The 26,157-nt window shown below is 40.4% G+C and carries 22 protein-coding genes; 4 read left to right on the top strand and 18 right to left on the bottom strand.

Annotated features, from left to right (window positions below):
- Positions 1-42 precede the first annotated feature (42 nt).
- Positions 43-465, top strand: coding sequence for a cytochrome c (locus tag PLZ15_02805; GenBank protein HOI28664.1), 423 nt, complete (start codon positions 43-45; stop codon positions 463-465).
- A 79-nt stretch (positions 466-544) separates the two neighbouring features.
- Here the strand turns inward: PLZ15_02805 and PLZ15_02800 are convergent, their stop codons facing one another.
- The 13 genes from PLZ15_02800 to PLZ15_02740 all read right to left on the bottom strand — a co-directional run bounded on the left by PLZ15_02800 (position 545) and on the right by PLZ15_02740 (position 19,093).
- Positions 545-1,537, bottom strand: a complete 993-nt coding sequence (locus PLZ15_02800) for a class II fructose-1,6-bisphosphate aldolase (GenBank protein ID HOI28663.1) — start codon at positions 1,535-1,537, stop codon at positions 545-547.
- Between the two features lie 47 nt (positions 1,538-1,584).
- On the bottom strand, positions 1,585-2,268 hold the full coding sequence (locus PLZ15_02795; GenBank protein HOI28662.1) for a hypothetical protein: 684 nt from the start codon (positions 2,266-2,268) through the stop codon (positions 1,585-1,587).
- A gap of 92 nt (positions 2,269-2,360) precedes the next feature.
- On the bottom strand, positions 2,361-2,963 hold the full coding sequence (gene aat / locus PLZ15_02790; GenBank protein ID HOI28661.1) for a leucyl/phenylalanyl-tRNA--protein transferase: 603 nt from the start codon (positions 2,961-2,963) through the stop codon (positions 2,361-2,363).
- A complete protein-coding gene (locus PLZ15_02785) occupies positions 2,956-3,447 on the bottom strand; it encodes a DUF2721 domain-containing protein (protein HOI28660.1) in 492 nt (163 codons plus the stop codon). Before PLZ15_02785 ends, aat begins: the two co-directional genes overlap by 8 nt.
- A gap of 2 nt (positions 3,448-3,449) precedes the next feature.
- Positions 3,450-3,878 carry a CBS domain-containing protein gene (locus PLZ15_02780; GenBank protein ID HOI28659.1) on the bottom strand — a complete coding sequence of 143 codons (429 nt, stop codon included), beginning with the start codon at positions 3,876-3,878 and terminating at the stop codon, positions 3,450-3,452.
- 133 nt (positions 3,879-4,011) lie between these two features.
- Entirely contained in the window at positions 4,012-6,216 is a 2,205-nt protein-coding gene (locus tag PLZ15_02775; GenBank protein HOI28658.1) for a PAS domain S-box protein, read from the bottom strand.
- A 269-nt stretch (positions 6,217-6,485) separates the two neighbouring features.
- Positions 6,486-8,144 carry an amidase family protein gene (locus PLZ15_02770; protein HOI28657.1) on the bottom strand — a complete coding sequence of 553 codons (1,659 nt, stop codon included), beginning with the start codon at positions 8,142-8,144 and terminating at the stop codon, positions 6,486-6,488.
- A 70-nt stretch (positions 8,145-8,214) separates the two neighbouring features.
- On the bottom strand, positions 8,215-11,430 hold the full coding sequence (locus PLZ15_02765; protein ID HOI28656.1) for a glycoside hydrolase family 38 C-terminal domain-containing protein: 3,216 nt from the start codon (positions 11,428-11,430) through the stop codon (positions 8,215-8,217).
- 242 nt (positions 11,431-11,672) lie between these two features.
- Entirely contained in the window at positions 11,673-11,798 is a 126-nt protein-coding gene (locus tag PLZ15_02760; GenBank protein ID HOI28655.1) for a hypothetical protein, read from the bottom strand.
- Between the two features lie 105 nt (positions 11,799-11,903).
- Positions 11,904-12,203 (bottom strand): hypothetical protein, encoded by a 300-nt coding sequence (locus tag PLZ15_02755; protein ID HOI28654.1) that lies wholly within the window; start codon positions 12,201-12,203, stop codon positions 11,904-11,906.
- The gene (locus tag PLZ15_02750; protein ID HOI28653.1) at positions 12,204-13,802 is read right to left on the bottom strand and encodes a Na+:solute symporter; all 1,599 of its coding nucleotides are present in this window, start codon (positions 13,800-13,802) and stop codon (positions 12,204-12,206) included. It lies immediately after the preceding gene.
- A gap of 290 nt (positions 13,803-14,092) precedes the next feature.
- Complete coding sequence (locus PLZ15_02745) at positions 14,093-16,987, bottom strand: alpha-amylase family glycosyl hydrolase (GenBank protein HOI28652.1); 2,895 nt, start codon at positions 16,985-16,987, stop codon at positions 14,093-14,095.
- Positions 16,988-17,053: 66 nt separating this feature from the next.
- Positions 17,054-19,093 carry a hypothetical protein gene (locus tag PLZ15_02740; GenBank protein HOI28651.1) on the bottom strand — a complete coding sequence of 680 codons (2,040 nt, stop codon included), beginning with the start codon at positions 19,091-19,093 and terminating at the stop codon, positions 17,054-17,056.
- A 214-nt stretch (positions 19,094-19,307) separates the two neighbouring features.
- Between PLZ15_02740 and PLZ15_02735 the strand changes: the two genes are divergently transcribed.
- Positions 19,308-19,592: an HU family DNA-binding protein gene (locus tag PLZ15_02735; GenBank protein ID HOI28650.1), complete on the top strand. Its 285-nt coding sequence runs from the start codon at positions 19,308-19,310 to the stop codon at positions 19,590-19,592.
- 36 nt (positions 19,593-19,628) lie between these two features.
- On the opposite strand, the gene PLZ15_02730 is transcribed toward PLZ15_02735, so the two are convergent.
- Positions 19,629-20,195 (bottom strand): hypothetical protein, encoded by a 567-nt coding sequence (locus PLZ15_02730; GenBank protein HOI28649.1) that lies wholly within the window; start codon positions 20,193-20,195, stop codon positions 19,629-19,631.
- A gap of 141 nt (positions 20,196-20,336) precedes the next feature.
- Complete coding sequence (locus PLZ15_02725; GenBank protein HOI28648.1) at positions 20,337-21,818, bottom strand: PQQ-dependent sugar dehydrogenase; 1,482 nt, start codon at positions 21,816-21,818, stop codon at positions 20,337-20,339.
- A 198-nt stretch (positions 21,819-22,016) separates the two neighbouring features.
- Here PLZ15_02725 and PLZ15_02720 point away from each other — a divergent pair, with 198 nt between their 5' ends.
- Both PLZ15_02720 and PLZ15_02715 read left to right on the top strand, forming a co-directional pair.
- A complete protein-coding gene (locus PLZ15_02720; GenBank protein HOI28647.1) occupies positions 22,017-22,586 on the top strand; it encodes a thioredoxin family protein in 570 nt (189 codons plus the stop codon).
- Position 22,587: 1 nt separating this feature from the next.
- Positions 22,588-23,100 (top strand): TlpA disulfide reductase family protein, encoded by a 513-nt coding sequence (locus tag PLZ15_02715; protein HOI28646.1) that lies wholly within the window; start codon positions 22,588-22,590, stop codon positions 23,098-23,100.
- A gap of 92 nt (positions 23,101-23,192) precedes the next feature.
- Here the strand turns inward: PLZ15_02715 and PLZ15_02710 are convergent, their stop codons facing one another.
- The 3 genes from PLZ15_02710 to PLZ15_02700 form a co-directional block, all read right to left on the bottom strand.
- Positions 23,193-23,648, bottom strand: coding sequence for a YciI family protein (locus PLZ15_02710; GenBank protein HOI28645.1), 456 nt, complete (start codon positions 23,646-23,648; stop codon positions 23,193-23,195).
- Positions 23,645-24,994 carry a deoxyribodipyrimidine photo-lyase gene (locus PLZ15_02705; protein ID HOI28644.1) on the bottom strand — a complete coding sequence of 450 codons (1,350 nt, stop codon included), beginning with the start codon at positions 24,992-24,994 and terminating at the stop codon, positions 23,645-23,647. The genes PLZ15_02710 and PLZ15_02705 overlap by 4 nt, the downstream gene beginning before the upstream one ends.
- 181 nt (positions 24,995-25,175) lie before the next feature.
- Entirely contained in the window at positions 25,176-26,045 is an 870-nt protein-coding gene (locus PLZ15_02700; protein HOI28643.1) for a hypothetical protein, read from the bottom strand.
- Between the last annotated feature and the right edge of the window lie 112 nt (positions 26,046-26,157).

Here is a 26,157-nt window from a genome sequence, read left to right as displayed (position 1 = left end):
GTTAATTTTATCACGCTAATATTACAGGAAAGGTAATTTAATATGACGAATGCTCAAAAATGGATGGCTGCTTTTCTCGGTTTGTTCCTGATCTTCTTTATAATCGGCAGGATTACACAAAAGGATGAAGTGGTTCCGCATATGATGGATGAAAATTATAACAGTGGATCTTCGCAGCAGGAAAGCCCTGAATTAGACGGACTTACACTTATAAAACAGAGCGGATGCGTTGCCTGCCACGGTCAGAATATGGAAGGGACCAAAATGGCTCCGGCTCTCGCAGGCCTCAAGGAATTCTGGTCCCGCGACGGTCTGATTAATTATCTTAGGAATCCATCTTCTTACAGCGGTGATAAAAGGTTTCAGGATTATAAGCTGCAGTATAGAAATATTGTAATGCCTTCATACGGGAATCTTGACGTAAAAGACCTTGGTAAGATGGCCGATTATCTTCTGTCAAAATAATCCGCTCCGTATCTTTAGATTTAAAAGAAAGCCCCGCTGTGCGGGGCTTTCTTTTATCTAATTCATCAGGAATAACAACTCAGGCTTTTCCGGCGCTACCTAGTACGTTTACAATTTTGTGCTTGTAAAGTTCTTTCAAAGAGTCGCGTGCCGGACCAAGATATTTTCTCGGATCGAATTCAGCCGGATTGTCTGTGAATACTTTTCTTATCGCAGCTGTCATCGCAAGACGTCCGTCGGAATCGATATTTACTTTGCAGACTGCAGAGGCAGCCGCTCTTCTTAACTGGTCTTCGGGTATACCGACGGCATCTTTCAGTTTGCCGCCGTTACTGTTGATAATCTTTACTAGGTCTGCAGGAACCGAAGAAGCACCGTGCAGAACTATCGGGAATCCGGGAATTCTTTTTTCGCATTCTTCCAGAATATCGAAACGGAGCGGCGGGGGAATCAGGATTCCGTCTTCGTTACGTGTGCACTGCGCAGGAGTAAATTTATTCGCACCGTGCGAAGTTCCTATAGAAATTGCAAGAGAATCTACTCCCGTCTTTTTAACGAAGTCCTCTACCTCTTCCGGTTTTGTATAATGTGTTACTTCGCTCGATACATCATCTTCAATGCCCGCAAGTACACCGAGTTCGCCTTCAACCGTAACATCATACTTATGAGCATATTCCACAACCTGAGCTGTAAGCTCAACATTCTTTTCGTACGGATGATGGGACCCGTCGATCATTACCGAAGAGAATCCCGACTCAATACACGACCTGCAGAGTTCAAGCGTATCGCCGTGATCTAGGTGGAGTACAATGGGAATTGAATAGCCGAGCTCTTTAGCATAATCAACGGCTCCTTTTGCCAGGTGTTTCAATAATGTCTGATTCGCATATTTACGCGCACCGCTGGATACTTGAAGAATTACAGGAGATTTAGTCTCAACGCACGCTCCAATTATTGCCTGAAGCTGCTCGAGGTTGTTGAAGTTAAAAGCCGGTATTGCGTATCCGCCCTTTACTGCTTTTGCAAATAATTCCTTCGAGTTTACTAATCCGAGTTCTTTATAGCTTACCATATTTCCTACCGATATTTAATTAATGAAAATTTTATGAAGTGATCTGTCTAAAAATATGCCACCACACCTATATGAAATGTAAGAAGATCTGTTTTAGATCTCCTCGGTGAATATATAATTCGGTTGTTATTAATAGTTATATCATCCTCTGTCAGATACTGGGCTTCCGATCCGTAGACGTATCTGGCTTTAATATCAAGATAGAGATTTTTTACTTCTGCCATATCTTTAGAAATCAGTAGCAGCAATCCGGCTCCGGCTCCGTAGCTCCATGTGAAATCGTCCCAGTTGGTTGATTCGGCGAACGTAATTTGCGTGCTCTCGCTTTTTACTTCGGATGTTGTAAATATGTATGCACCTCCGAACAGGCCTTCTATGTAAGGACGAACTGTTCCCGTAAATGGGGAAATCTGTAAAAGGAGATGGAGATTTGCCAGATTATTTGTACGGTTCACCTCCACCATCACATCAGGAATCGTGTTGCTTAAAGGTCTCCGTTCGGAAATTTCACCGTAGACCATATAACCAAGATTCAAACCGACAGTGAAAGGCCTTTCATTGCTGGGAGCCCATAAGGTGCCATGAACCTGAATTCCATAGCCAAGCCGGTCTACATTTGTCCTGAAATCACCCTGAGGTGATCCAAGCATTAAACTTCCGCCAAATGTCTGCCCGTAATTAACAGAAATAAAAAGGAATGAAATCAAAATAGCGCTAAAAATCTTTTTCATTTTACCCTCTGAAAGGTTGAGAATTCTGATTGAAATACTTCAATTTTACAGGCAAATATAATAATTTTTTGACGTCTTAGAACTCTATTAATTCAGGAAAAACTCGGATTGATTTTGTGGGATTCGTTCAGAAGCCGGTTGAATTCCTCGAAAGTGATCTCCTCTGCACCGAACATTTTAAGGTGATCGGTCTGGTACTGAACATCAAGAAGTCTAAAACCTTTTTCATTCAGTCTTTCCACAAGCTTTACAAGCGCGCATTTGGATGCCTGAGATTTTCTTGAGAACATCGATTCTCCGAAAAAGGCTCCGCGGTATGTTACTCCGTAAAGTCCGCCAGCAAGCTGATTGTTTAGCATAACTTCAACCGAATGTAAATGTCCTGCGTTAAATAGACCTTTATATGCGTCGATCAGTTCGCCGGAGATCCAGGTTGATTCACGTTCCGCACAATTCCGGATTACTTCAAGTGTAAGTGTGTCGTACCTGAATTCAAACTGGTCCTGTTCAATAATTTTTTTTAATGAACGCGGTATGTTGAATCTGTTTAGAGGAATTATTGTCCGTATCTGAGGCATGTACCATTCAATTTCCCCGGAAGGATCGGCCATCGGGAATGCTCCCCGAGAGTAGAGAAAAATCATGTTGACCGGGTCTAGAAGGTCTTTCTTCGATAAGTACTGATTATCAGTCATGTGCGCTTACTTCAAATTTTATAATATCATAGCCTTTTTTTGTTTCGAATCCTGCAAAGATCACTCCCGTAAGAACCGAAATCATTCCGAGAAGAAATGTCGCGATAATAAAATAATTGAGCTTGAAAATCGGCATGAATGAGGATACTCCTAAAAGCAGGGAAGTTAAAACAAATAAACCCACGGCCGATACATAAGAAAGAACAGAATTCCTAATCAGTTTTACCCTGTATACAAGGAATGAAATCTGCTTTGCAATACTCTCAAGACGGATGTTTTCATCAGTTGTCGGGGGCTTCTCTCCAACTTTGATGAGTATACGCCTCTTCTCTTCATTCAGTAAACGGATCCTGTTAACAACGAGCGAATACCTGTTGTTCATACCTAATAAAAGGAGACCGCATGCACTTATCATTACCGCCGGTGCAAGCATTAACTGGATTATGCTTACGGCGTCTAGCTGACCTGAAAATAAATTTTCCATTTTTATTTCGCATAAATATAATTGTGAAGTACTTCAATTGTTTCCTGCTGAACCTGCAAATCGATCTCTAAGAGATCCCTTAAAGAGATTATCCCCTCAAGTTTTTCGTTTTCTATTACTAAAATATGCCTGATTTTTTTGTCTTTCATCTTTTTAAGGCATTCCTGGTGCGACTCGTTTATGTTGGCAATAACAAGCTCTTTTGTCATAACATTATCTACTACAGAAGTATGAAGATCGAGGCCGCTGGAAATAACACGTCTTACAAGATCCCTCTCCGAAAAGACACCCAGTAATTTCCCGTCGCCGGAGAGGACCGGCACAAGCCCGATATTGTGCCCGGCCATATATTTAACGACATCAATAATTTTTGAACCGCTGCGGACAGTGTATAATTCCTTGGATAAAATTATATCCTTAAGTGATCTCATTAATCCTCCTTAATAGTTTTAAGAGATTCGTTATAATGTTAAGTTATAGAAAGGACTAATTCAAGAAAAAAATATGGAATGAAAAAAGACAATGGAATAAACGGGCAAACGCAAATCTACTTAAAAGGAAATTCTATTTGATCAGTTGCATTGATTTATCTATCAGCGATTTTAATTCGCTGATTTTAATCGGTTTAGTCAGAATAAAATCGATGTTGTGCTGGGCTTTCTCCTCATCATCAAACTGATTGCCCCAGCCTGTTAAAGCGGCTATCTTTAATTTCCCGTCGAATTTTTCGTTGATTTTTTCTATTAACTGCCATCCGCTCATTTTCGGCATACCGATATCAGTTATTACAAGATCGAATTCTTCATTATCGAGAATCTCGAGGGCTTCCATTCCGCTCGATGCCATTACGGATCTATGACCAAGGGCTTCAAGTAGTTCCCCTGCAATTTCCCTTATCATCGGTTCGTCATCCACCCAGAGTACTTTTGCCGAACCTGTGAATTCGCTTATTACATTACTATCGGTGCTTTCGGGTTCATTGCTTACTGCCGGTAGTGAAATTCTGAAGGAGGTTCCCTGGCCGGGAGCCGAATTAAGTATCGTCAACTCTCCATTATGTTCCTGGATTATTGAATAAGAACCGCTAAGTCCGAGTCCTCTTCCTATCTCGAAACCTTTAGTGGTAAAGAACGGTTGAAATACCCTCGTCTTGGTCTCTTCATCCATACCATTCCCGGTATCCGAAATTTCGACATAAACATTTTTCTCTATCATTCCGGTTTTGAATTCGATTGTTCCTCCCTCCGGCATTGCTTCAATACTGTTCTTAAAAATATTATAAATCACAGATCTTAATTCCCCGTCATTTCCTAAAACCGGAAGTATTTCTTCAAATTTTCTTACGACATTAATTTCTTTCCCTTTTTCCTCCTGTTTGTCTTTCCATAGAGGTCGTGCCTGAACGATTACATCTTCAACAATTTTATTCAGCATAATTTTCGTATAACCCGAAGAACTCTGCTTCTTTCCGGAGAATCGCTGCAATAACTGGACTCTTGCAGAGGCGTCTGAAGCCGATGTCTTTACTGTCTCCAGATAATCTCTTATCTGTTCGGGTAGATTTTTATCTAACAAGACTATATCAAGATTGCTGAAAATCACCTGAAGTGAATTATTAAAATCGTGAGCAACAGCACTTGCCATTTCGCCGATGGCACTCAATCTCTGACTTTTAATCACGGCGTTTTCGGCCTTTTTACGTTCGCTTATATCCCTTGTAATACCGATGAACGATTCGACTTCTCCAACCAAGTTCGATTGCGGAGTTAAACTGGTAATATGCCATTGCCATTCACCGTTCTGATTCCTGATCCGGTGTTCCCCGTATGTATTAGATTTATCGCCTTCAACAACTTTTCGCATATAATCTGAAAATCTGTTAACGTCATCCGGATGAATAAAGTCAATAAAAGGATGACCCTGTATTTCGTGTTTCTCATGGCCCAGAATCTCTTTCCAGTTAGGCGATACATATGTTAATGATCCTTCTGCAGTCATAGAAAAAATTATATCGCTCGCTTTTTCTACAAGTGTTCTGAATTTCTTTTCGCTTGTGGCTAATTGAAGTGTCCGGGATTTTACAAGTGATTCGAGATTCTTGTTTATCTCTTCCAGTTCTACTTTTTTCTGATTCAACTGATTCGTAAGTACAAAATTGCGGCGGTTGAAATATTCAATCGAATATGCTGCAAACATGCTTATTACATTTGCGGAAATGTAGAAGAAAGTATATGCAATTATCAGGTTTTGGGGAATTCGGGAATAGAATAAGACCGCAAATAAAAAAACAGCAAGCGTTAACCATCCGGCCAGCGTGGCCAGAAAAAATCTCAACTTAACAAAGAAGTATCCAGCTGAAAATACCAGCATAAGGCCGGCATAGTAGGTTAAATTATCGGGCATTCTTATTATCATAAGAATTATTCCCGAACCGCCTAGAATGAATGAAATAAATAAGAGCGCCTGCCAGATTCTAATGAAAAAAGAAAAAAAGGAGAGTAGGAATACTACTATCAGAAAAGGAATAACTATTACAAACCTGATAAAGAAGAAGAAATTTTTGTGTTCGTAGGCCACGGCTACATCGAGCATGCCGAATATTCCGTAAAGAAATGCTACTACTATTAGAGCTACACGGAATGAAATTAATGAATCTTTGAAATAGTAATTCTGATATTCTCTCTCTATCGCTCTGTCCCGGAATGATAAAGCGATCCTGCTGATCATTATGTTCGGTGTTATATCAATATTTAGAAGCTTTTCGTTCAAACCGTTTCATTAAATAAAATTTTTAAGCACAAGTTAAGATGACAGATTGAATCTCGTTATTAAGCGCAACTCACCCCGCATCAGTATTCCATTTAAAAATGAAATCCATGAAGCCGGAGGATAGATCGATGCATCCGTGAAAATGTAATATCTTCCAGTTTATTATCGATTTTTGAAGCAATAATTATAGTGACTACAGGCAAAAAGAATTTGTCTGTTACTTGAACCTATTCCGGTGTCCCAAAATTTCTGTTTTTGCAGGATTCCGGTTATTCTAAATCAAATACCGGATGTTTCTTATGATAATCAGTCGCATCCTGAAATGTTTTCGCGACAGCTATTATTGTTCCTTCGTCAAAGAGTCTGCCGATAAATGTAATGCTTGTAGGCGTTCCCCGTTCAGAAAAACCGTTAGGCAGAACAACGGAAGGGTGACCGGTAAGATTTGTTAAAAGTAAATTACTCCCAACCCAGGAGGGTGAAATATAAAGATCAACTTTTTCCATCAGTTTCTGCATCTCCTGAATCAGCATAAAGCGGACCCGGTTTGCATTAATGTATTCAACAGCAGGTATAAACCGTGCCGAGCGGAATACATTCGGCCATGCGTTTTTAACCTGACGAATGAGAAGGTCGTCTTTATTGCTTCTTGTAAGTTCATCGAAAGCGGCAGCGGCTTCGGCCGATAAGATAAAGGAAATATCGCCAACAGGTATGTCCGGAAGTTCTATCGGAATTAATTGAGCGCCGAGTTCCTCCAGCTTCTTAAGCGCGAGAGAATCGTTGTTATGGAATGGATACTTCCTTTCGAAGTCATTCTTAAGGTAGCCGATCTTTAATTTTTTAAGATCTGCTTTAGGATTATAATTGAACGGAGCTTCATAGAGTGTCTGGTCGATTCCATCCGCGCCGTAAATTGTGTTAAATACTATTGCGAGGTCCTCGGTGTTCCGGCATATAGTGCCAATTTTATCCATCGTCCAGCTTAGAGCCATCGCACCGGTCCTGCTTACACGGCCGTAAGTCGGTCTTAATCCTGTTACACCGCATACTGTGGATGGCGAGACAATTGAACCCCAGGTTTCGGTTCCGATAGCGAATGGAATAAGTCCCGCGCTAACGGCGGAAGCTGAACCTGCCGATGAACCGCTCGATCCGCGGGTTGTATCCCACGGATTACGGGTCATTCCTCCGAACCAGACATCGCCCCACGCTAGGGCACCCATAGTAAACTTAGCAGCGAGAACCGCTCCGGCTTCATTAAGTTTTTTTATTACAGTTGCGTCCTCGTCGATAACCTGTTCCTTGTAAGGCGTAGCGCCCCAGGTGGTTTTATATGTTTTTGTAGAGAGGAGATCTTTAACTCCGAAAGGAATACCGTGCAGAAGTCCGCGGTATTTTCCGCCGGCAATCTCCTCGTCAGCTTTCCTGGCCTCGGCAAGTGCACGATCTTCTGTTAATGTAATGACATTTAAAAGCTTGGGACTGAATTTCTTAAGCCGTTCGATAAAAAACTTTGTCAGTTCGGTGGAAGTGATCTGCTTCGATTTTATCAGGTGGGCAAGTTCACCGATTGAATAATAAGCAAGATCGTCTCGGTTTGCGGGAAGTTTGATATTGTTATAATCACTGAATTTAACCGGCATCTGTTTTTGATCGAATTTGAAACCGATTGGAACCGGATTAAAAGTAATTGCCGGTGGAATAGAGTTGGGTAGATTCAGGCTCCAAATTTTATTATAGTTTCCCAATTGCTCGTCAAGGTTATCGAGCATCGAATCCCGTTCTGCGTCATTGAATTCGAGGCCGTTTATTTTTTCGGCATGCTGAATGTTTTCTTTTGTAATCTTATTTTCCTGGGCAGGGGATGAGGAGTATAAAAATACTGCCGTTAAAAGAACGATCAGAATTCTATTAATTAACGCCATGTTTAGCTCCCTTAATAATTTAGAAAAAATTCAAAGCCCTGAAAATATTAACGGCTTCATAGATTGTGTCTTATAGGATCAGCTTTATCAGTTTTGTCTCTTTCCCTTTTATTTCGAAACCGGCTTTGTTTCCGGAAAATTTAACTTCTCTGCCATCTTCTTCAAGGAAATTTGTTTCGACTATTTTTGAAGGAATAAACGGCAACTCAACTTCTACTTTGGTGTTAATCCCCGTCGTTTCATATAATGTAATAATCCAGTCGTTTTCGTTATCATCGGCATGCTTAATAGATGTGGCGATAACATTTTTAGGATTAATCAGCATAAAAGATTTTTCAACCGGTAAATTTCCCGCATGAGAATCCGATAGACAGGTTATCAGCGGGTAATTGAATTCATATCCTTTAAATACTGTTTGACTCTGCTCAACTCTTCCTTTATGCGGGTAGAGAGCGTATTCAAAAGTATGATAACCGCGGTCGGCGGTTGGATCCGGCCATTTAGGAGAGCGGAGCAGCGATAGACGCATAACATTGTCTCTGGTATCATAACCGTATTTCGATTTGTTAAGCAGACTGATTCCGAAATCGTCGTTGGAAATGTCCGCCCACTTCTGAGCATTGACTTCCCATTTCCCTTTATCCCATTGCGCTTTAAGCGTTGTTGAGCGTTTGATTGTGCCGAACGGTATTTCGTATGTCGCTAATGTGTCGCTTACGTTAAAGTCGAACGCTACTTTAAGCATTGTCTTATCTTCGAACCATTCAACGTCTGTCTTAAAGTCGATCCGGTCCATTCCTTTATATAGTATCAGATCCTGAGTAAAGAATGTGTTGGGATAATCCTCTGTCGGGAAACTTTTTACAACGCCCGGTTTCAAATAATCGCGGGTTATCCTGAGAACCGATTTAACCGGACCGTTATCAATCATCTTTACATTGCGGAATGTAGAAGGGAATTCCTTACCGGTTAAACCGATATTCCATGCGTCCCAGGCACTCGGCAGATCCTCAAGAAGCTGCAGTCTGTTGCCCGTTCCTTTCAATAATTCCTTATTGAGTTTCTTATCGTAAATGCTGGTAAGCAGCCCTGTCTTTGTATCAACTTTTAAAGAAAAGAATTCGTTCTCAATTCCGTCCGCTATGGTATTCGGTTTGTTGTCCGGAGTATTCACGGATTTTTTAAGTATGAATGTCTTATAACCAAGTGAAGGAATATCATTAGCAATGAAAATTATCTCTCTTGTTAGTTTATCTTTTTGTTCAATCTGCGAGGGAATTTCATTTCCATTCAGATCGAATACGGAATATGAATTTTCATCTCCTTTCGGAAGAGTCACAAATGCGGCATCTGTTCTCTGCCAGGAGAGAGGATTGAAAACTATTATCGGTTTTCCATCTTTTATGGATGAGGTATTAATTTGTGCCGAAAGATGATCAATTGATTTTCTCAGTGCGAAATTAGCAATGTCATATGCTTCCTTATAATCTATTTCAGAATCGATATAGACTTCTCTAATACTCGAACCGGGAAGAATATCATGAAACTGATTGAATAAAACTGTTTTCCATGCCTCTTTTATTTTATCAGCCTGATTCATTCCGCCTGAAAGCGTTGCGAATGAATTCAGTTTTTCTGCATTGGTCAGATAGACTTCGTTCAGCCGGTTCCATTTTTTCGTGTTTGATTGTGTAGTGGCTGTACCGCGGTGGTATTCAAGATATAATTCGTCATTCCATGTCGGGAGTTTTGACAGATCGTGTTTTCTTACCCAGTCGATATAATTCTGCGCTGTATTAAATTCTATTGCAGGATAAATATAGAGGTCTCTTAACTGGTCGATTCGCGCCATCATTGCGAGTGAAGGTCCGCCGCCGTGGTCGCCTACTCCGAATAATACCAGCAGCTTTGTCAATCCTGTATTTGCTTCGTACTGACGGAGCCAGTCTACAAGTCCGAACGGATTATTTATTTCGTTAACGTAGCTGAAAGGGAAGTAGGTTAGAATTTTTGATCCGTCGGGCGACTGCCACCAGAATAATCTGTGGGGAAAAACGTTTGTGTCGTTCCAACCGATTTTCTGGGTTATGAAAGCATCGAGCCCGCCTTTAAGCATAAACTGGGGAAGGTTCCAGTTGTATCCGAATGAATCGGGATTCCATCCGATCCGCGCCTGTTTACCGAAATACTTTTTAAAAAATTTCTGCCCGTACAGAAGCTGCCGGCCCCAGGAATCACCGCTCGGAAGATTGCAATCCGGCTCAACCCACATACCTCCTGCTATTTCCCATCGTCCTTTATCGGAATAACTTTTCATCTGATCAAAGAGATCGGGATAATCATTCTTCATCCATTCATATAACGCTGGCTGGCTTTGAGTATATGTAAAATCGGGCCGGGCTTTAAACATATTCATCACGGCGGAGAAAGTACGCTTTGTAACTTCTTCTGTTTCTTTCTTGCGCCAGAGCCATGCCGCATCGATATGAGCGTTCGCAACGAATTGTAAAGTAAATTTCTTCGCAAAGTCCGAAACCGGTTTTAGGTCATTGATTACTCTCTTCGCTGAAGAGATGAATCTAGTTGTGTCTCCGTTTCTGAGTGCTTCTGTATCGATTTTTTGAGCCAGTTCCTGAATCAATTTACCGAGTTTTTCTTTCTCGGACTTTTTCATTTTGGAAAGATCCTGTCCGGGGTCTACTTTAACTCTCTCATTACTCTGATAAGTATCGAAGCTTAGAAGCTTTTGTCCGACTTTTAGGCTTAGAGAGAGGTTTCTGATCATTTTCTGAAGAGGTCTTTCGGAACCGAAATTGAGTTTTGCGTTAATGAGGCGCAGCGGCCCGCCGGTATTAATAGCTTTAATCAGAATGGTAAATTTCTGACCGGGCTCGGCATTATCAGTCAGAAGCGCTTCGGCATCCCAGCCGAATTTGCCTTTATAAATTCCGTCGATCCAGATGTAGCTGTAGTCATCAACGGTATTTAAGAAGTTGAGACTGCCGGATACAGAAACACCGGCGATATAGGCAGGTATCTCTATCTCTTTTCGGAACCAGCAGGAGTCGAGCGTAAAACGCTGGTTGAGTGTTGCGCTCTGCCAGGCGGTGTCGTCGTAATCCGGCTTTGAGATCTGATCGGGTTTTAGGGAAAAGTCGGTTGAGTATTTCCAGTTGTTAAATGATGCGTCGCTTAACAGGTCGAGCTGCTCAACTAGTCTGTCTACATTAGTCTGTGCATAAGCAAGTGTCGATAAAAATGAAATTAACAGAATAATTTTTTTCATGACTAAATTCCTTAAAAAAGAAAAAAGATTTACACGCAAAGTTCGCGGTGAAAACGCAGAGATCGCGGATTTGAAGAACAATCTCAGTTACAATAATCACTGATGAAATTTCATTTTCATGCATTGATTATCCCCCTCAAAGAATAAGTGATTAACACGCAGAGATCGCAGTTTTAAATTTTTATTCACTGCGAACTTTGCGATATCTCAGCATTCTCTGCGTGCAAATCTTTAATTACCACTCATTTAGAAAATCTTTTATAAAGCAACCATGTAAAGAAAACAGATAAACCCAGAATGATTGCCGGTATAATAATTCCTAAGGAAGGATCGCCTATGCGCTGTGCCTGTTCAATCTGAGCGATCATTTCTCCTCCTTTTTCGAATGTTTACGGTATGAGTACCATGCTAAAAGGAGTCCGAGGAACGAAGCCGCATAAGCGATCGACATCCCTATCACCATTGCTAATCCCTTATCCATTTATTTCCTCCCAGCGCGCGTTGCGCTCTAATTTTTCGAGATATTCGTGCTGTTTCTTTTCGTATTCGCCAGATATGACTTTTAATTTAGGGTCGATTACCCAGTGCATCAGCCACGTTAAAAATATTCCCAGTGCGAGAAGTATAAATCCCCATACATTCAGCAATATACTAAGCACTGTTCCAATCATAAGAAGAATATAACAGATAGGTGAAAGAAGGATTGCAATCCAGTCCTCTTTTCTCCATTCATCGGCTTCCCATGGTGTCCAGTTTCTTTTAATGAATCCCATTTATCTGCCTCCTTCTTTTTTTATTTCAATATGTCCAAGCAATCCGAGTTTCTGCGCTTCTCTTTTTACAGGTCCCCACCATCCGATTGGACGAGCCTGAACATAATATTTTATTAAATGCTCCATCGGTTCATGTTTGGTAAGTAATGTAACTGGGAGAAAAACTAGCGCCCCAAGAAGCATCAATAACCAGAACTGCTGATAATCAGGAAGAGGAGGAATTACATCCCAGTGTGGAAGTATCCACACTACAAGCCAGCTCAATCCGAGGTTTGCAATCCATGAGGATAAGTATCCCCATGCATTAAACCTCCACCAGACAACCTGAAGAATATTCGGCAGCCAGATTCCTGCGGCCATTAGCCACAATGCAAAGATAAGCCACGATGTAATATCCTCCATCATCAATCCGTAAAAGAAGGAACCTAGAAGAAGAATTAATGTTGCAACTCTTCCAACCCATACAAGTTCTTTCTCGGTTGCCTTCGGTTTGAAATAGTGAAGATACAGATCGCGTGTAAAATACATTGCGCCGAGGTTCAGGTGCGATGCAATTGTAGAGACGTGAATCGCAATTAAAGCCGCGAAGAAAAATCCGATCAATCCAACGGGTAAATATTCAAATCCGAGACGGAACCAGCCGAGCTCGTATTCCGCCTGTGTTGGAATATTAGGTGAGATTACATAGAAAGCTAGAATTGCCGCAGCCCAGACTGAATTACGCGTAAGCACAAGGGCCGTTCCCCACCAGATGCTGTAGCTTGCGTCGCGGACAGACTTAGCGCTCTGGATCCGCTGAGCTTCAACATACCAGTCGATGCTTGTTCCCATACCGAATCCGCCAATAACGGCAATAAACATCATCGTAATAAACCATGCGACGGGGAATTCTCCATCGAACCAACCGGTGAATGCAAATGGATTCATGCGCCAGCCTTCTCCCATTGCCGTTAGTTTATCGGCAATTTCTATAGGACCGCCGGCGGCCATTATTCCCCAAGCCGATACGATCAATATCATAAGAAACGCAATTATTCCCTGCTGGAAGTCGGCCATTATAACTCCCCAGTATCCGGCGGCTAGAACGTAGATTGCGCAGAGTGATGAGAAGAGGACCAGACCGATCCATAAATCCCATCCGAAGAGATAGTTGCAGACCTTTCCCATTGCAATGCCGACCCATCCGAGAATGAACATATTCATAAAGACCTGCCAGCCGGAGATCCATCCTCGCAGCATCTCGGCACCGAGTCCGTGAAAACGGATCGTATTCCATTCGGCCTGAGTATATGCAAGGGAACGGCGGAAGATTCTTGTTGATACGAATGCGCTGATTGCGCACCACGCAGCAAAAAATGTGTACCATAATCCGGCAATTCCATACTTGTAAACGACTCCGGTTACCCATATTGGTGTGTCGGTCGCAGTATGTGTAGCATAAACGGATGATGCGGGAAGCCACCACGGCAATCCGCGGCCGGCTAAAAAGAAATCTGATTCCGATCTTTTACCGAGCCGGTAGAAGGCTACTCCGAGTCCTACCGTTATAATTAGAAAGAGTACGACCCAGAACCAGTCGAGAAATTGAAATTCAACCATAAATTGCCTCGTATCTATTTTCGATTTTTAGAATTGGATTCTGCTGATTGGTAATTGTAAATGATTGAAGGTTTATGACAGACGCTTGAAGTATGATATATAAATTATAGTGCGGGGATTTGAAACGGGTATGGAATCTGTTCATAAAAGGTCAGATTTATTTGAAGTGAAATTAGGGAATGAGTGGGAGTGAAGCAACAAATAATTTCTAAGCAGATTATGCAGATAGATTGGGGATCAGAAGTGATTTCCCCTGATGATATTCACTACTGATCCGCCTTAAATAAGATTTATTTTAGATATACCATTTTCTTTGTCTTAACCGATCCGTTCGATGACAGTCTGTAGAAATAAATACCGCTCGGCAATGAATAATTGGAAATCGAGAATGTATAATTGTAATTACCTTCAGGCTTGAATTCGTTAACAAGCGTTGCGACTTCTCTGCCAAGCGCATCATAAATTTTTAATTGTACTTGACCGCCGACCGCTAACTGATAACTGATAACGGTGCTCGGATTAAATGGATTCGGATAATTCTGATTCAATTGAAATGCGGTGCTTATCTCCGGCTCATTCTCCTTAATATCTGTTATGATATTGAATGGCACCAGCTTCTTAGAGGTGTATAACCTGTATTCTCCGGGCTGGAGGTTTATGAGTGCATTTACGTCCGTCACATTCAGACTGTCTCCTGAAAAGAATTCATACCACCATCCGGCCGATTGGAAAGTCGGATTAATGTTTCCAGCCGTTACATCGAAATTTCCGAGTATAGTTGCGTTCATAGTTGTATGGTTAAGCTGAATCTTTTTTAGTGCACTTGAAACACTCATGGTATAGTTATCGGTTGAAAAAACGTCGTAAGCTTTTTTAAGCCGTGTTAATGCCGCGAATGTATTGAACAGACTTTTTCTATCAGCATTGGAATAATAATTCAGTCCGTCACTCCACGGAAGCGGCTTCCTGCCTAACCTGCCATTCTGATCGATTGAAATATCGTACCCGAGTTCACCGAACTGCCAGATCATTTTTGGACCCGGCACAGTAAGAAAGAATGCGGCGGCCAGCTTTATCCTGTTCAATGCGGTCTGCAGATTCTTTATATTGTAATTGCCGGAGATGTTACCGAATTGAAGGTTCTTGAACATAAGCCTTTGTTCGTCATGACTTTCCATATAACCGATCAGGTGCGGTTTAGTCCATCCTCGCGATTTATATGATATTCCCTGAAAATTCGATTTGCCGCCGTCATGAAATCCCATTGTCGCTTCGTTGTAATTATAGTTCATGTTGCCCCACATCAGGATACCGTTGCCGTAATGCGCGAGTTCTCTGTCCTCCTGATCGACCGCCAGATGCTCAAAGATCATGATAGCAGTTGGATCGTACGACCAGATTTTATCTACTATCCGTTTCAGTAATCGTATTCTGTCTGGGTCGTAATTGCTGCCCCAGGGATCGGATAAAGTCTTTTTCCTGTTGCCGATTCCTTTTGTGAAGTCGAAACGGAAGCCGTCGAATTTGTATTCGGTAAGCCAGTATTCAAGCACACGGTCAATAAAATATTTTGTATGAACACTTTCGTGATTAAAATCGTTGCCCCACTGAGCATCGGGGTTGTCAAAGTTGGATTGAACATTGAACCAGGGATTATTAGCTGCGGGTCTTCCGCTGTTCCAGTACATCTGCGCCATCGAATTATTATTGTAGGCGTGGTTAAGAACTATGTCCAGTATTACCGCGATGCCGTTCTCATGGCAGGCATCGATGAATTTTTTAAGATCGTCCTTTGTTCCGTAATACTTGTCGGGCGCAAAGTAGGTGGTCGGGTTATAACCCCAGCTGTCGTTCCCGTCGAATTCGGAAACCGGCATCAGCTCAATTGCATTAACTCCGAGCTTCTTAAAGTAGCTTAGCGTATCGATAAGCGTTTTATACGAATGGGTGGCAACAAAATCGCGCACCAGCATTTCGTAAACTATCAGTATCTCTTTAGCGGGCCGCTCGAAAACAGGAATCCGCCAGTTGTAGGGAGTCTGACCGGTCTGAAGAACCGAAACTATTCCGCTTGTCTTCTGTGAAGGATAATATTTTAGATTGGGGTAAACTGTCGCAGAGATTCCGGAGTCGTAAGATGGATCGAGTATCTTATCAGTGTAAGGATCATAGATTCTTAAACTACCGTCTATAAGGAACTGGTAGGCATATTCCTGCAGAGGCGTGAGATTCGAGAGAGTTATCCACCATATTACGCTGTCGGCCTTCGGCTCGTATCTGTTCATCTGATAGTTTACGTCAACTTTCCAGTCGTTGAAATCGCCGATCAGATATACAAATTCCTTATAAGGTGCAAACAGAGCCAGAGTAACTTCGTTACCGTTGTAATTGATTCCGTGAATGTTGCCGGCTGGAAGAGGCGCATTGTTAATTTCCGGATTCCTTAGAATTACAAACGCGGAAGAATCCTTATCACCCGTAATACCTGTCGCGATAATCTTAACATCGTTTCTGCCCGCCGGATATTGATCCGCTATAAACTGGTATTCAATTGTTGCATTGTTTGTGGAAGCTTTCTCAACCCCGTTAACGAATAATTTCATACCGGCTGTTGTAGTTCCTACTGCAGCGCCGGTAGCGGAAATGTTAAGAGTCTCGCCGGATTTCGCGAAAGCAGGGGAGCGCATCGGATCACCGAAATCGACTGATACTGCAGGTGAATTGATTACAACACTAATTCCTGGTTCGTATAGAGAAATAAAAATATCTTCAGTTTTACGATTACCATCGGAGCTTCGAATTACGAAACACAATTCAACTATTTTTTCGTTTGATAAAACATTGGGATAATATGTGCGCGGATTATTGATTACTAATTGATATGTATTTGTTCCAAGTCTCGTTAGTTTGGGTTGAGTTGCATTATCGTTCCATCTTTCAATTACATGCTGCCATCTATTATTATTTCCAGTCCCGATCTTCACAGTCACTCCCGTATGTGCGTATGCATCGCCGGTATTATATCCAGAGAGAGAAGGTTTGTCAGAAGGATTAGCATTTGTTACATCGAATGTAAGTGTAATATTATCTGTCTCGGTTGGATACTGAGGATTGGTCGTAACTATTGTCTGAGCTTGTAAGCCAATACTAAAGATTAATAGAACGAATAGGATTTTTGAACGCATTATTAACTCTTATTAATTTTTCATAAATGGATTTAATTCTAAAACAATTTAGGAACGGAAAGGGTTCTAATCAAGGAATTCCCACGCCACTCCTAAACGAAGGCCTCTTTCCTGTTTGGGATAGTAGGGAACTATGTAATATTTTTCGTTCAGAAGGTTTTCGAAAACGAAATAGATGGTGGCCGCATCCTGAATCTTTCCTGCAAGGAAGAAATCAAACTGAACTGAAGGTTGAACATCCTCAGACGGAATCACTATATTTCCATTGGTTCTAATCCATCTGGTTATTTCAAAGGTTTCAAAATCGATGATTTGATAACCTCTGTTTCCAATCAGCCGGTAGTTAATCCCGGCTTTCAGTTTAAGATTGGAATTAAACAATGTATCTACATAATATATTCCGCCGTTTGATGTAAAATCGGGCAGCGGGTAATTGTCCTTCATCTCCTGAATGAAATAGTAATTCGAAGTTGTGCTCAGTAAAAACTTCCAGAGATGCCAATCTAATTTCAGATTTATCCCTTGTAATGTTTTGTTATAACTGCCGACAATTGCAAGTTCCTGAAGAAAATATCCCGTAGAAATATTTGTTGATGAATTATTATAATTCAGTTTTGCTTCAAGAATGCTGAAATCCGATTCATAATTTCCCCCCGCGGCAATATGTATAAGATTAGATGGTTTCCGGAATTTTGACAAACCCAGATACATAGAAAACTTTTCATCAATAAACCATGAGAGATCCGCTCCGGCCCCGAAATAACTTTTACCGTCGTAATTCAATACTTTACCGAATACTGACGGAATGATTTTTTGTTCTTCAATTTGCAGATATAGACTTGCCTTTGCGAGCGCGGAGAATGTATTAATTCTGTCACTCCTGTTTATTAAGGGTGTGTTAAGCGAAGTGGTCTCATAAAGTGCTTCCGAGTAAATATTCAGAATGTCAGCTTCTAATTTTTGTGAGAGTTTAGCGCCATATGTGCTGAACTCATTATTATGAATAATCTTATCATACCTGAACGGGTAGTACCATTGCAACATAGACGGTACCGGATTTGTATTCTCATTCTGTCTGAATTCAATCAGTGATGATTGATAATAAAATGTTAGATCTGTCGGTTTGCTTCCGATCAGTTTTGCAAGCAGTCTGATATTAAGATTACGGCCCGATACTTTCTGATATCGGTCGATAAAATTGACCGGCGCCTCAATTGTGCTATACAGTACTTCTTCAATTTGTGAAGAGGGGAAGGCAATTTTTATGCTGTCAATATCAACTCCTCCGTTCAATCCAACATTGCTCTGATAAAAAGAATATCCGCCTGTAAGGTTAAAATCATTACTTAATAGATATCTCAGCCGCACTGAACCGGACCACAAACCGTAATCACTGTTCTTAAACCGGGGATCGGTGCTCTGATGAGTTATTTGTGAATAAATGCTCATCCGGCGGCTGATGTTGGAACTGAATATCCCGTCAAAAAAGCCCTCTTCGTTCGGAGCCTGGTAAAATTTTATACGCGTATAAGGTCTGTTCGTAACAAAGTCCCGTGAGATCATATTAATGCTTACGGGATTATTCATTTCATTGAAAAGAAATCCCTGCGGCAGCGGAATTACTTCGAGTGAATCAATACTCTCGCTCTGGAAAAGATTAAGATCAAGAGAATTTATCAGGCGGTTGTTGATGCTTATTCCGTCGGATAAGTAGGAAGAATTGCCGAATCCGTTCCCGTAAACCGAAATTTCGTTCGGCAGTCCTATTGATCCAAGGTCTCTTACAAATCCGAACGGCAGGTATTGAAACAAGTCGCCGGCATACCGGTGATCAAGCTTTAAGATTTCATCCTTTCTTAAAATATTTCCCGTACTCCCGGTCGAATAAAAATTATTAGGCGGCAGGGGCAAAAGCTTTTCGGGTCTCTTAATTTTTGATGAATCAACGGATCCTGTTTTCGAAGTATCCTGAACTTGAACTTGTTTTGATTTGGAAGTATCAGGAAAATCTTTTGTATTCAGAATTTTTTGTTTAGAGTCCTGCTGAAATGCTGAAAGATTCAGATAGAAAAATGAAATAATAATTACAGAAAAAAGTTTTTGCATTAAGAGTCAGAAATTTTTTTGCTAAAATATGTTTAATTCCCGATTGATAAAAGATGAAAAAGAGAAGTCGGCTTCAGCCCTATAAACATTGCTTAACCGGGGCGTTGTATCGTAAATCAAATGCTGCACAAAAAAGACAAAATCTGTTTGTTTTGAAATAAAAAAGTGCTAAATTTCGCATGAATTTACATCTAACAAACAAAGGGGTTACATCATGGCAATGACAAAAAGCCAAATTTTAGCTCATCTTGCTGCAAAGACCGGTGTTAGCAAAAAAGTAGCCGGTGAATTTATGGGCGAATTAGTAAAACTTGCGTACAAAGAAGCAAAAAAATCATTCGTTCTTCCAGGATTGGGAAAATTGGTTTTGGTTGACAGAAAAGCCAGACAGGGAAGGAATCCGAAAACAGGCGAAACAATTACAATCCCTGCAAAGAAGGTTGTTAAATTCAGAATTGCAAAACAAGCTAAAGATGCTATCTTAGTTTATAAAGCATAATTGAATAAAATATAAGCCCATCTTTTAAAGGTGGGCTTATTTTTTCCTCTCGATCCTTATCTCCTTCATACCCGTCAGTAGCTTGTCGTATAACGGCTGAGGTATATTCTTTAAAATCGTTGTAATCAGTTTCTGAAATTTTCCTACATGGGAATAAAATCCGATTGTTATATTCTGCCTGCCGTCTTTTATATAAACCGGCCGCGTTGGGTAACCGCTGAAAATTCCGCCTGTTATATTCTCTATATCCGAATGGTAAATAGTAATTTCCTTTCTGCCGAAAAGAAAATCCCGGCAGACTATTTTTTCGTTATCGGCTTCTACTGTAAAAGGGAAGAGTCGGTATGTTTTGAAAAAATACCTGTTTACTATGAAAATGATGAAACCGTTTATCAGCGCAAAAAACACGAAATACCATTTTTCAAACATCATCATTATTGAAGAAATAAAATGGACCGATAAAAAAAGCGTTGCAATTATGTTGCCGTATCTATAAATCAGTTTTGCAAAAAATGAATATTTAAATTTTTCCAAGACTCTTTTTTCTCCAACAGATTTTTTTACCTCTGCAAGGTAATTATTCTGTTCTGAATAGTGAAACATTCTTTTGCAATTGAATTTATTGACCAGTCAGACTCACGAAATAATATTCCTTGCAGCGGCCCGCATCAGGATGGAACTTTATTTACCTGCAAACATTAATAATTAACAGCGGTGGTTTTCTACCATTCCTTCAGTGATTTTCTATTTCATCAGGATAAACTTTCTGGTCTGCGAGTATTTCCCGGCAAACGAATCAAACTTGTTTATAAATGATAGATTATAAAAATAGACTCCGCTTGCAATAGAGGACCTGCTTTTCAGATTATTTGAATCAAATAGAACAGAATGAAATCCGGGGGATTTATTCTCATCGACTAATGTTGCGATCTCAGTTCCGAGCGAATCATAAACTTTCAATGTAACATCCCCTTCATCCGGAATCTGATAGGTGATTCTTGTGGAAGGATTAAATGGATTCGGATAGTTCTGGTATAATTTATAATCCGGCGGTAATGATAAAGCGCCGACACTGGCCGAAGTGCTTGTGAATTTATAGAGCCTACCGGTCGTGTAATTTGCAAAATATAAAGTTTTGTTCTGATCCAATCCGAATGTTGATATAGCATGATTGGTTGAGAAGAGAAGCTCGTTTGAGACTGTTCCGCTCTTGAAATCGAGCGCCCAGATTCTGCCCGATACAAAATCCCCGTAAATGTATTTACCCTTCAGTTCCGGTACAGAAGAACCTTGATAAACATAACCCCCTGTTATCGAATACCCGCCCTGATCATTGTGACCGTATTCCCAGACCGGCAGAGTTAAATTAGCCGTGTTGCAATTTGAAGGGGGATTGAAACAATGATTCCCTTCCATAATTCTCCAACCGTAATTCTGCCCCTTAGCTATAATGTTAATCTCCTCCCACGCATTCTGCCCTACATCAGCAGCCCATAATCTCGAATCCTCCGGATCAAAACTGAATTTCCATACATTCCTTAATCCCCAGGCATAAATCTCTTCCTTTAATCCGTTTGAGTTCCCTTTTAAAGGATTGTCGTCTGGTATAGAGTAATTTAATCCGCCGGAAGTATTATTCACGTCGATCCGCAGGATCTTTCCGAGCAGCGATTTAAGGTTCTGTGCATTGTTCTGGGGATCCCCGCCGGAGCCGCCGTCTCCTAGCGAGATATAAAGATAACCATCCGGCCCGAATGAAGTCTGTCCTCCGTTATGATTTGAATAGGGCTGATCTGCCTGCAGCAGAATCAGTTCGCTTGAACGATCCGCAGCATCGGGATCGGACTGGCTTACCCGGAATCGTGATACTACAGTCCTCCGCGGATTACTGGTTGTGTAATTTATATAGAAGAAGCCGTTGTTCCTGTAGTCGGGGTGGAAGGCGAGTCCCAGCAATCCCTGTTCTCCGCCGAACAGTACCTTATCCCGGATATCCAGGAATACTTTTTTAGTTCTTACATCGTTATTATTCTCAAACAGGTATATGACACCGGGCTGGGATACAACGAAGAGCCGGTTTGTGCCGTCATCCGGATATTGAATATCCACCGGCTGCTCAAAACTGAGATTCGGAAAAGCGGGCATTATCTGAACCTGTGCGTTTGATGGTTTGCATCCGGTTATCAGAATAATCGATGCTATCGATAAATAAAGTAACCTTTTCATATCTAGGCCTTTCATTTCTAATGGAACGGTAGTAATATAAAAAACAGAGGTGTAAATGCAACAGTTCAATTCCGACAGAAAGGTATTAGTAAGGGTAAAACATTTTGCCAGGAACTTTAAAGAGGGAAATCTGTTTGACAGAATAGGGAAATGATAAATATCTTTGTCCCGCAATCAATAAATAATCAGGAGGGAAATATGAAAACATCAAATATATTTTTTGCAGCAATCATTGTTTTTGCCGCCTCTTTTGTATTTGCCGGCGATGTATCGAAAGTTGAAAACTTCAAGCTGAAGGATTACAACGGCAAAGAACATCAGCTCAGCGATTTCAAAGCTTCTAAAGCAATTGTTATTATGTTTGTCGCTACGCAGTGCCCGGTATCGAATGATTATAACTCCAGAATGGCTGAAGTCTATAATGATTATAAGGATAAGGGAATTGTTTTTATAGGTATTAATTCCAATAAACAGGAAAGCATTGAAGAAATTAAGAATCATGCAAAAGAGAATAACCTTGCATTCCCTATTCTAAAAGACGAAAAAAATGTAATTGCAGATAAATTTTCTGCATCTGTCACTCCGGAAGTTTATGTTTTGAACAGTAATTTTGAAGTTTTATATCACGGTAGAATTGATGATTCAAGAAAGCCGAACGACGTTAAATCGAAAGATCTTCGCAAAGCGCTTGATGAAATTCTCGGCGGTAAATCGGTTTCAAATACTAAAACAAAAGCATTCGGATGTACAATTAAAAGAGTATCGTAAAATGAGAAATTTTCTTTTAGCTTTTTTTATTGTTTTATTTTTTGCGGGCGTTAGTTCTTATGCTGATGAAAAACCGAAACAGAACAGTAAAATAACCGTTGAATCCATTGATAAGGATAAACTTTCCAGGATATTGAAAGACCGGAAGGGTAAACCCCTGTTCCTTAATCTGTGGGCAACATGGTGCGTTCCCTGCAGGGAGGAATTTCCCGCAATCAATAAACTGGCTGAAGAATATAAGGATGTTGAGTTTATCGGGATCAGCGTCGATTTCCCCGAGGAGATCGAATCCAAAATCATTCCTTTCCTTAAATCACAAAATGCGAAATTCATCTCTTATGTTAACGGATTTCAGGGGGACGAAGAGCTGATTAATACTCTCGATAAAGACTGGAACGGCGCGCTTCCCGCCACATTCATCTACGATAAGAATGGTAAAAAAATCTCCTTTCTCGAAGGTAAAAAATCGTATGATGAATTTAAGAAAGAGATTGAGAAAAGCAGAAAGAAATAAGCTGTTATTGCTAATCCCCTCTTTCCATTAGAGGGGATTAGAATTTATTGAAAAACTCGCCGGTTAAATTTCCAGCAAAGCTGCAGATCAAATCAGGGATTGAATTTAGTAATTTTATTTGCGGTCTTCAGATAATCGCTCAATGCTGCTGAACCGTACCATGGTATTAATTCCACATCGAAGATACCGGCCGCAACAGCAGGATCGGTATTAACCAGTTCCCTCGCTTCCTCAATTGTTTTAACATTCAGTATGAACAGTCCCCGGTATTGCAGGTTGTTTTTTCCGAAAGGTCCGGCAACAAAAAGTTTTTCCTCTTCAACCAGACGATTAATATTATTCATATGGCCGGCAAAAAGACTATCCCTTGTTTCCTTTTTCTCTATAACAGCTGGACCCGTTTTAAGTATTACGAAAACATAATTCTTCATTCCGTAATCGTCAGCACCAAATTTCTTTGCCAGTCCGGCATCGTAATCCGGATTCTGCTTTTGAGCAGAGAGCGGTATCGAAATGAACAAAACGAAAATTGAAATAAGTTTTCTCATTTATTCCTCGATTCTAAATGATTTGTAATATACTTTTTTACGTCAAACTTCTTTGCGCAGCCGTTATAATTCATGTAACGCACCTTTCCGTAAACCGGCCGTTCGAACCAGGGACGGTCGTGCACTCCGCCTATTGACCATGCAATTCCTGTATAACCGTTCGGATCCCGTCCGTCCACTTCGTATTTGTCGTTAAGATAAATCGCGGTCCGCATCGCATCTTCGGGGGATTTAGACCACTCAAGGATTTTCTTTGCCCAGTACATCCTCATATATCCGTGCATCTTGCCTCTGTTAACCATTTCCATTTGTGCGGCATTCCATAAATCATCATGTGTATTGGCTAGTTCGAATTCCTCCGTTGAATAGATGTAATCCCGCTTATCTTTCCTGTGAAGGTTTAACGACTCCTGTGCCCAGGGATGAAATCCATCGAATGAATCGTAGTTCTTATTGTAGTAGCAGAAATTATCAGAAAGTTCGCGGCGAACTAGCATCTCCTCTAAAAATGCTTTGTAGGATTCTGCAGGTTCTGTCAACGGCTGAATTACAAGTGCTACCCGCTGCGGTGAAATTTGTCCGAAGTGAAAATAGGGAGAGAGATTCGACTGGGCGTCATGCGTCGGAAAATTTCTGTCTGTTCCGTAATTCGCAAATTTTTTGTCAATGAATTTTTGAAGTGTTTTATTGGCTGCACTCTCTCCCGGTAAAAGCCAGTCAACCTCTTTAACAGCTGTATTGATTTTTAATGATTTGTAAACTGAATCCCAGTCCGCTTTTACGTTTTCAGTTTTCGTCTTCATCTTTCTAAGAGGGGGAAACTCTTCTAAAAACTCCGGAAGTAATTTCTGGATCTTGGGACGAATTGTATAGGCGGCGAATTCCTGTTTGTCTGACACATGAAGACACGGGACAATGTTATGCGCATCAACTTCGTGAAAGGGGATTTCAATTTTATCAGCGACGGATTTTTTCCATCGCCTCACAATTTTTAACGGATTGAAATCTGTTACTATTAATGAAGCTATGGTTTTTTCGAGAAACGCGGGAATTTTTTCTCCGGCATCGCCTGTAGTAATAACAAAAGGAATGTTGTATTTACTTAATCCCGATTCAACTTCCTGCAATCCTTTAATCATAAATCCGTATTGCCGGATTGTCGCTTCAAGGAAATCCGGGACAAGGTTAAATAGAACAAACAGCGGTACGTTACGCTCTATTGCTTTTTCCTGCGCGTATAACAATGCCCAGTTATCGTGAACGCGCTGATCCCGCTGCATCCAGTAAACAACCGGACCGGGATTGCTAATACCATCTTGTAAAATTCTTAAGCGTATTGAATCCATGGTAATATTTTATGGATAATCGAATATAAAAATATCAAAAAATATGTTGCTCTCTAATTTTGATAAAACAATCTCAAAAATTCGTTTTGCTCAACATACTTGGTTAGGTAATTTAATAAAAATACCATTGCACAGGGTTAATAACATCATGATCTAAAAGGATTGTCATGGTTAAGTGCAGCTAATTCCTATTCGCGCTTAATCTTTCCCATTCACATTTAAGAGCTTTCGATTGCATTGGAATATGATTTCTGCCAACAATTGCAAACACTCTTTTATTTTTATGAAAAAAACTGGTGATTAAATCGAACATATGGGTGTTTCTGTAATTACTTGAATATCTGTTGATGTCATTTGTAAAAATTCCGCCTGTTTTCTCCGATGCCTGTAATGGATCAAACCAATTTGAAGGGGCTTCCCACCATTTTATTCCTGTTCCCCAATATTTTATAAATGAATTTTCAATGTCCCGGATATTAAGTACTGTATTATTTAGTACTGGTAATGAATTGGCCTTTGTTAAAACGTTTTCTATATGACTTTTAATCTGAACTTCTTCCCAATTAAAACTTTCTCTTACTCTCTGAGCCTCTCTCAATAAAAAGAAAAGTTTTATTTTTTCAATCGGGAAATAATCCAATAGATAATTAATTTCTTTAATAGGGTCTGGTTCGAGCGATAAGACTTCAACACTATCCCGGGAAGCTAAAAATCTTAAAAAGCCGGACTCGCCCAATTTTTCTATTGTTTCCTCTTTTGTGGAAAAGATACCTCTATTAGGTCCTTCATATAAAGCTATATCAAACTTTTCTCTACTCCATGCTTTTTCAATTTCATTAAACTGTATGTTGGATGGGTCTTTCGAGTGAATTGCTCCAAAGTAGAACAATGCTATTCTATCGTCTTTTGATAAAGTTAAACACCATTTGGTACTATCCGTTTCAATAAAATCCCTGTAATCCAGGATTTGATCCTTGCAATTATTGTTTTGTCCAAATAGAGGAATAAAATTCAGTGTAACCAATATTATTGCGCAATATTTTTTCTTCATTATTGATCCTAAATTAATCTCATGAATGAATTACATTCTTATTATTAATGATCACTATTTAAATTTGAGGATATTTCTATGAACAGAGCAATGTCTATATCTTTGGGTACTA

The sequence above is a fragment of the Melioribacteraceae bacterium genome (assembly GCA_035362835.1).
Taxonomy (GTDB): Bacteria; Bacteroidota; Ignavibacteria; order Ignavibacteriales; family Melioribacteraceae; genus DSXH01.
This window is presented reverse-complemented; position numbering and strand designations above follow the sequence as displayed.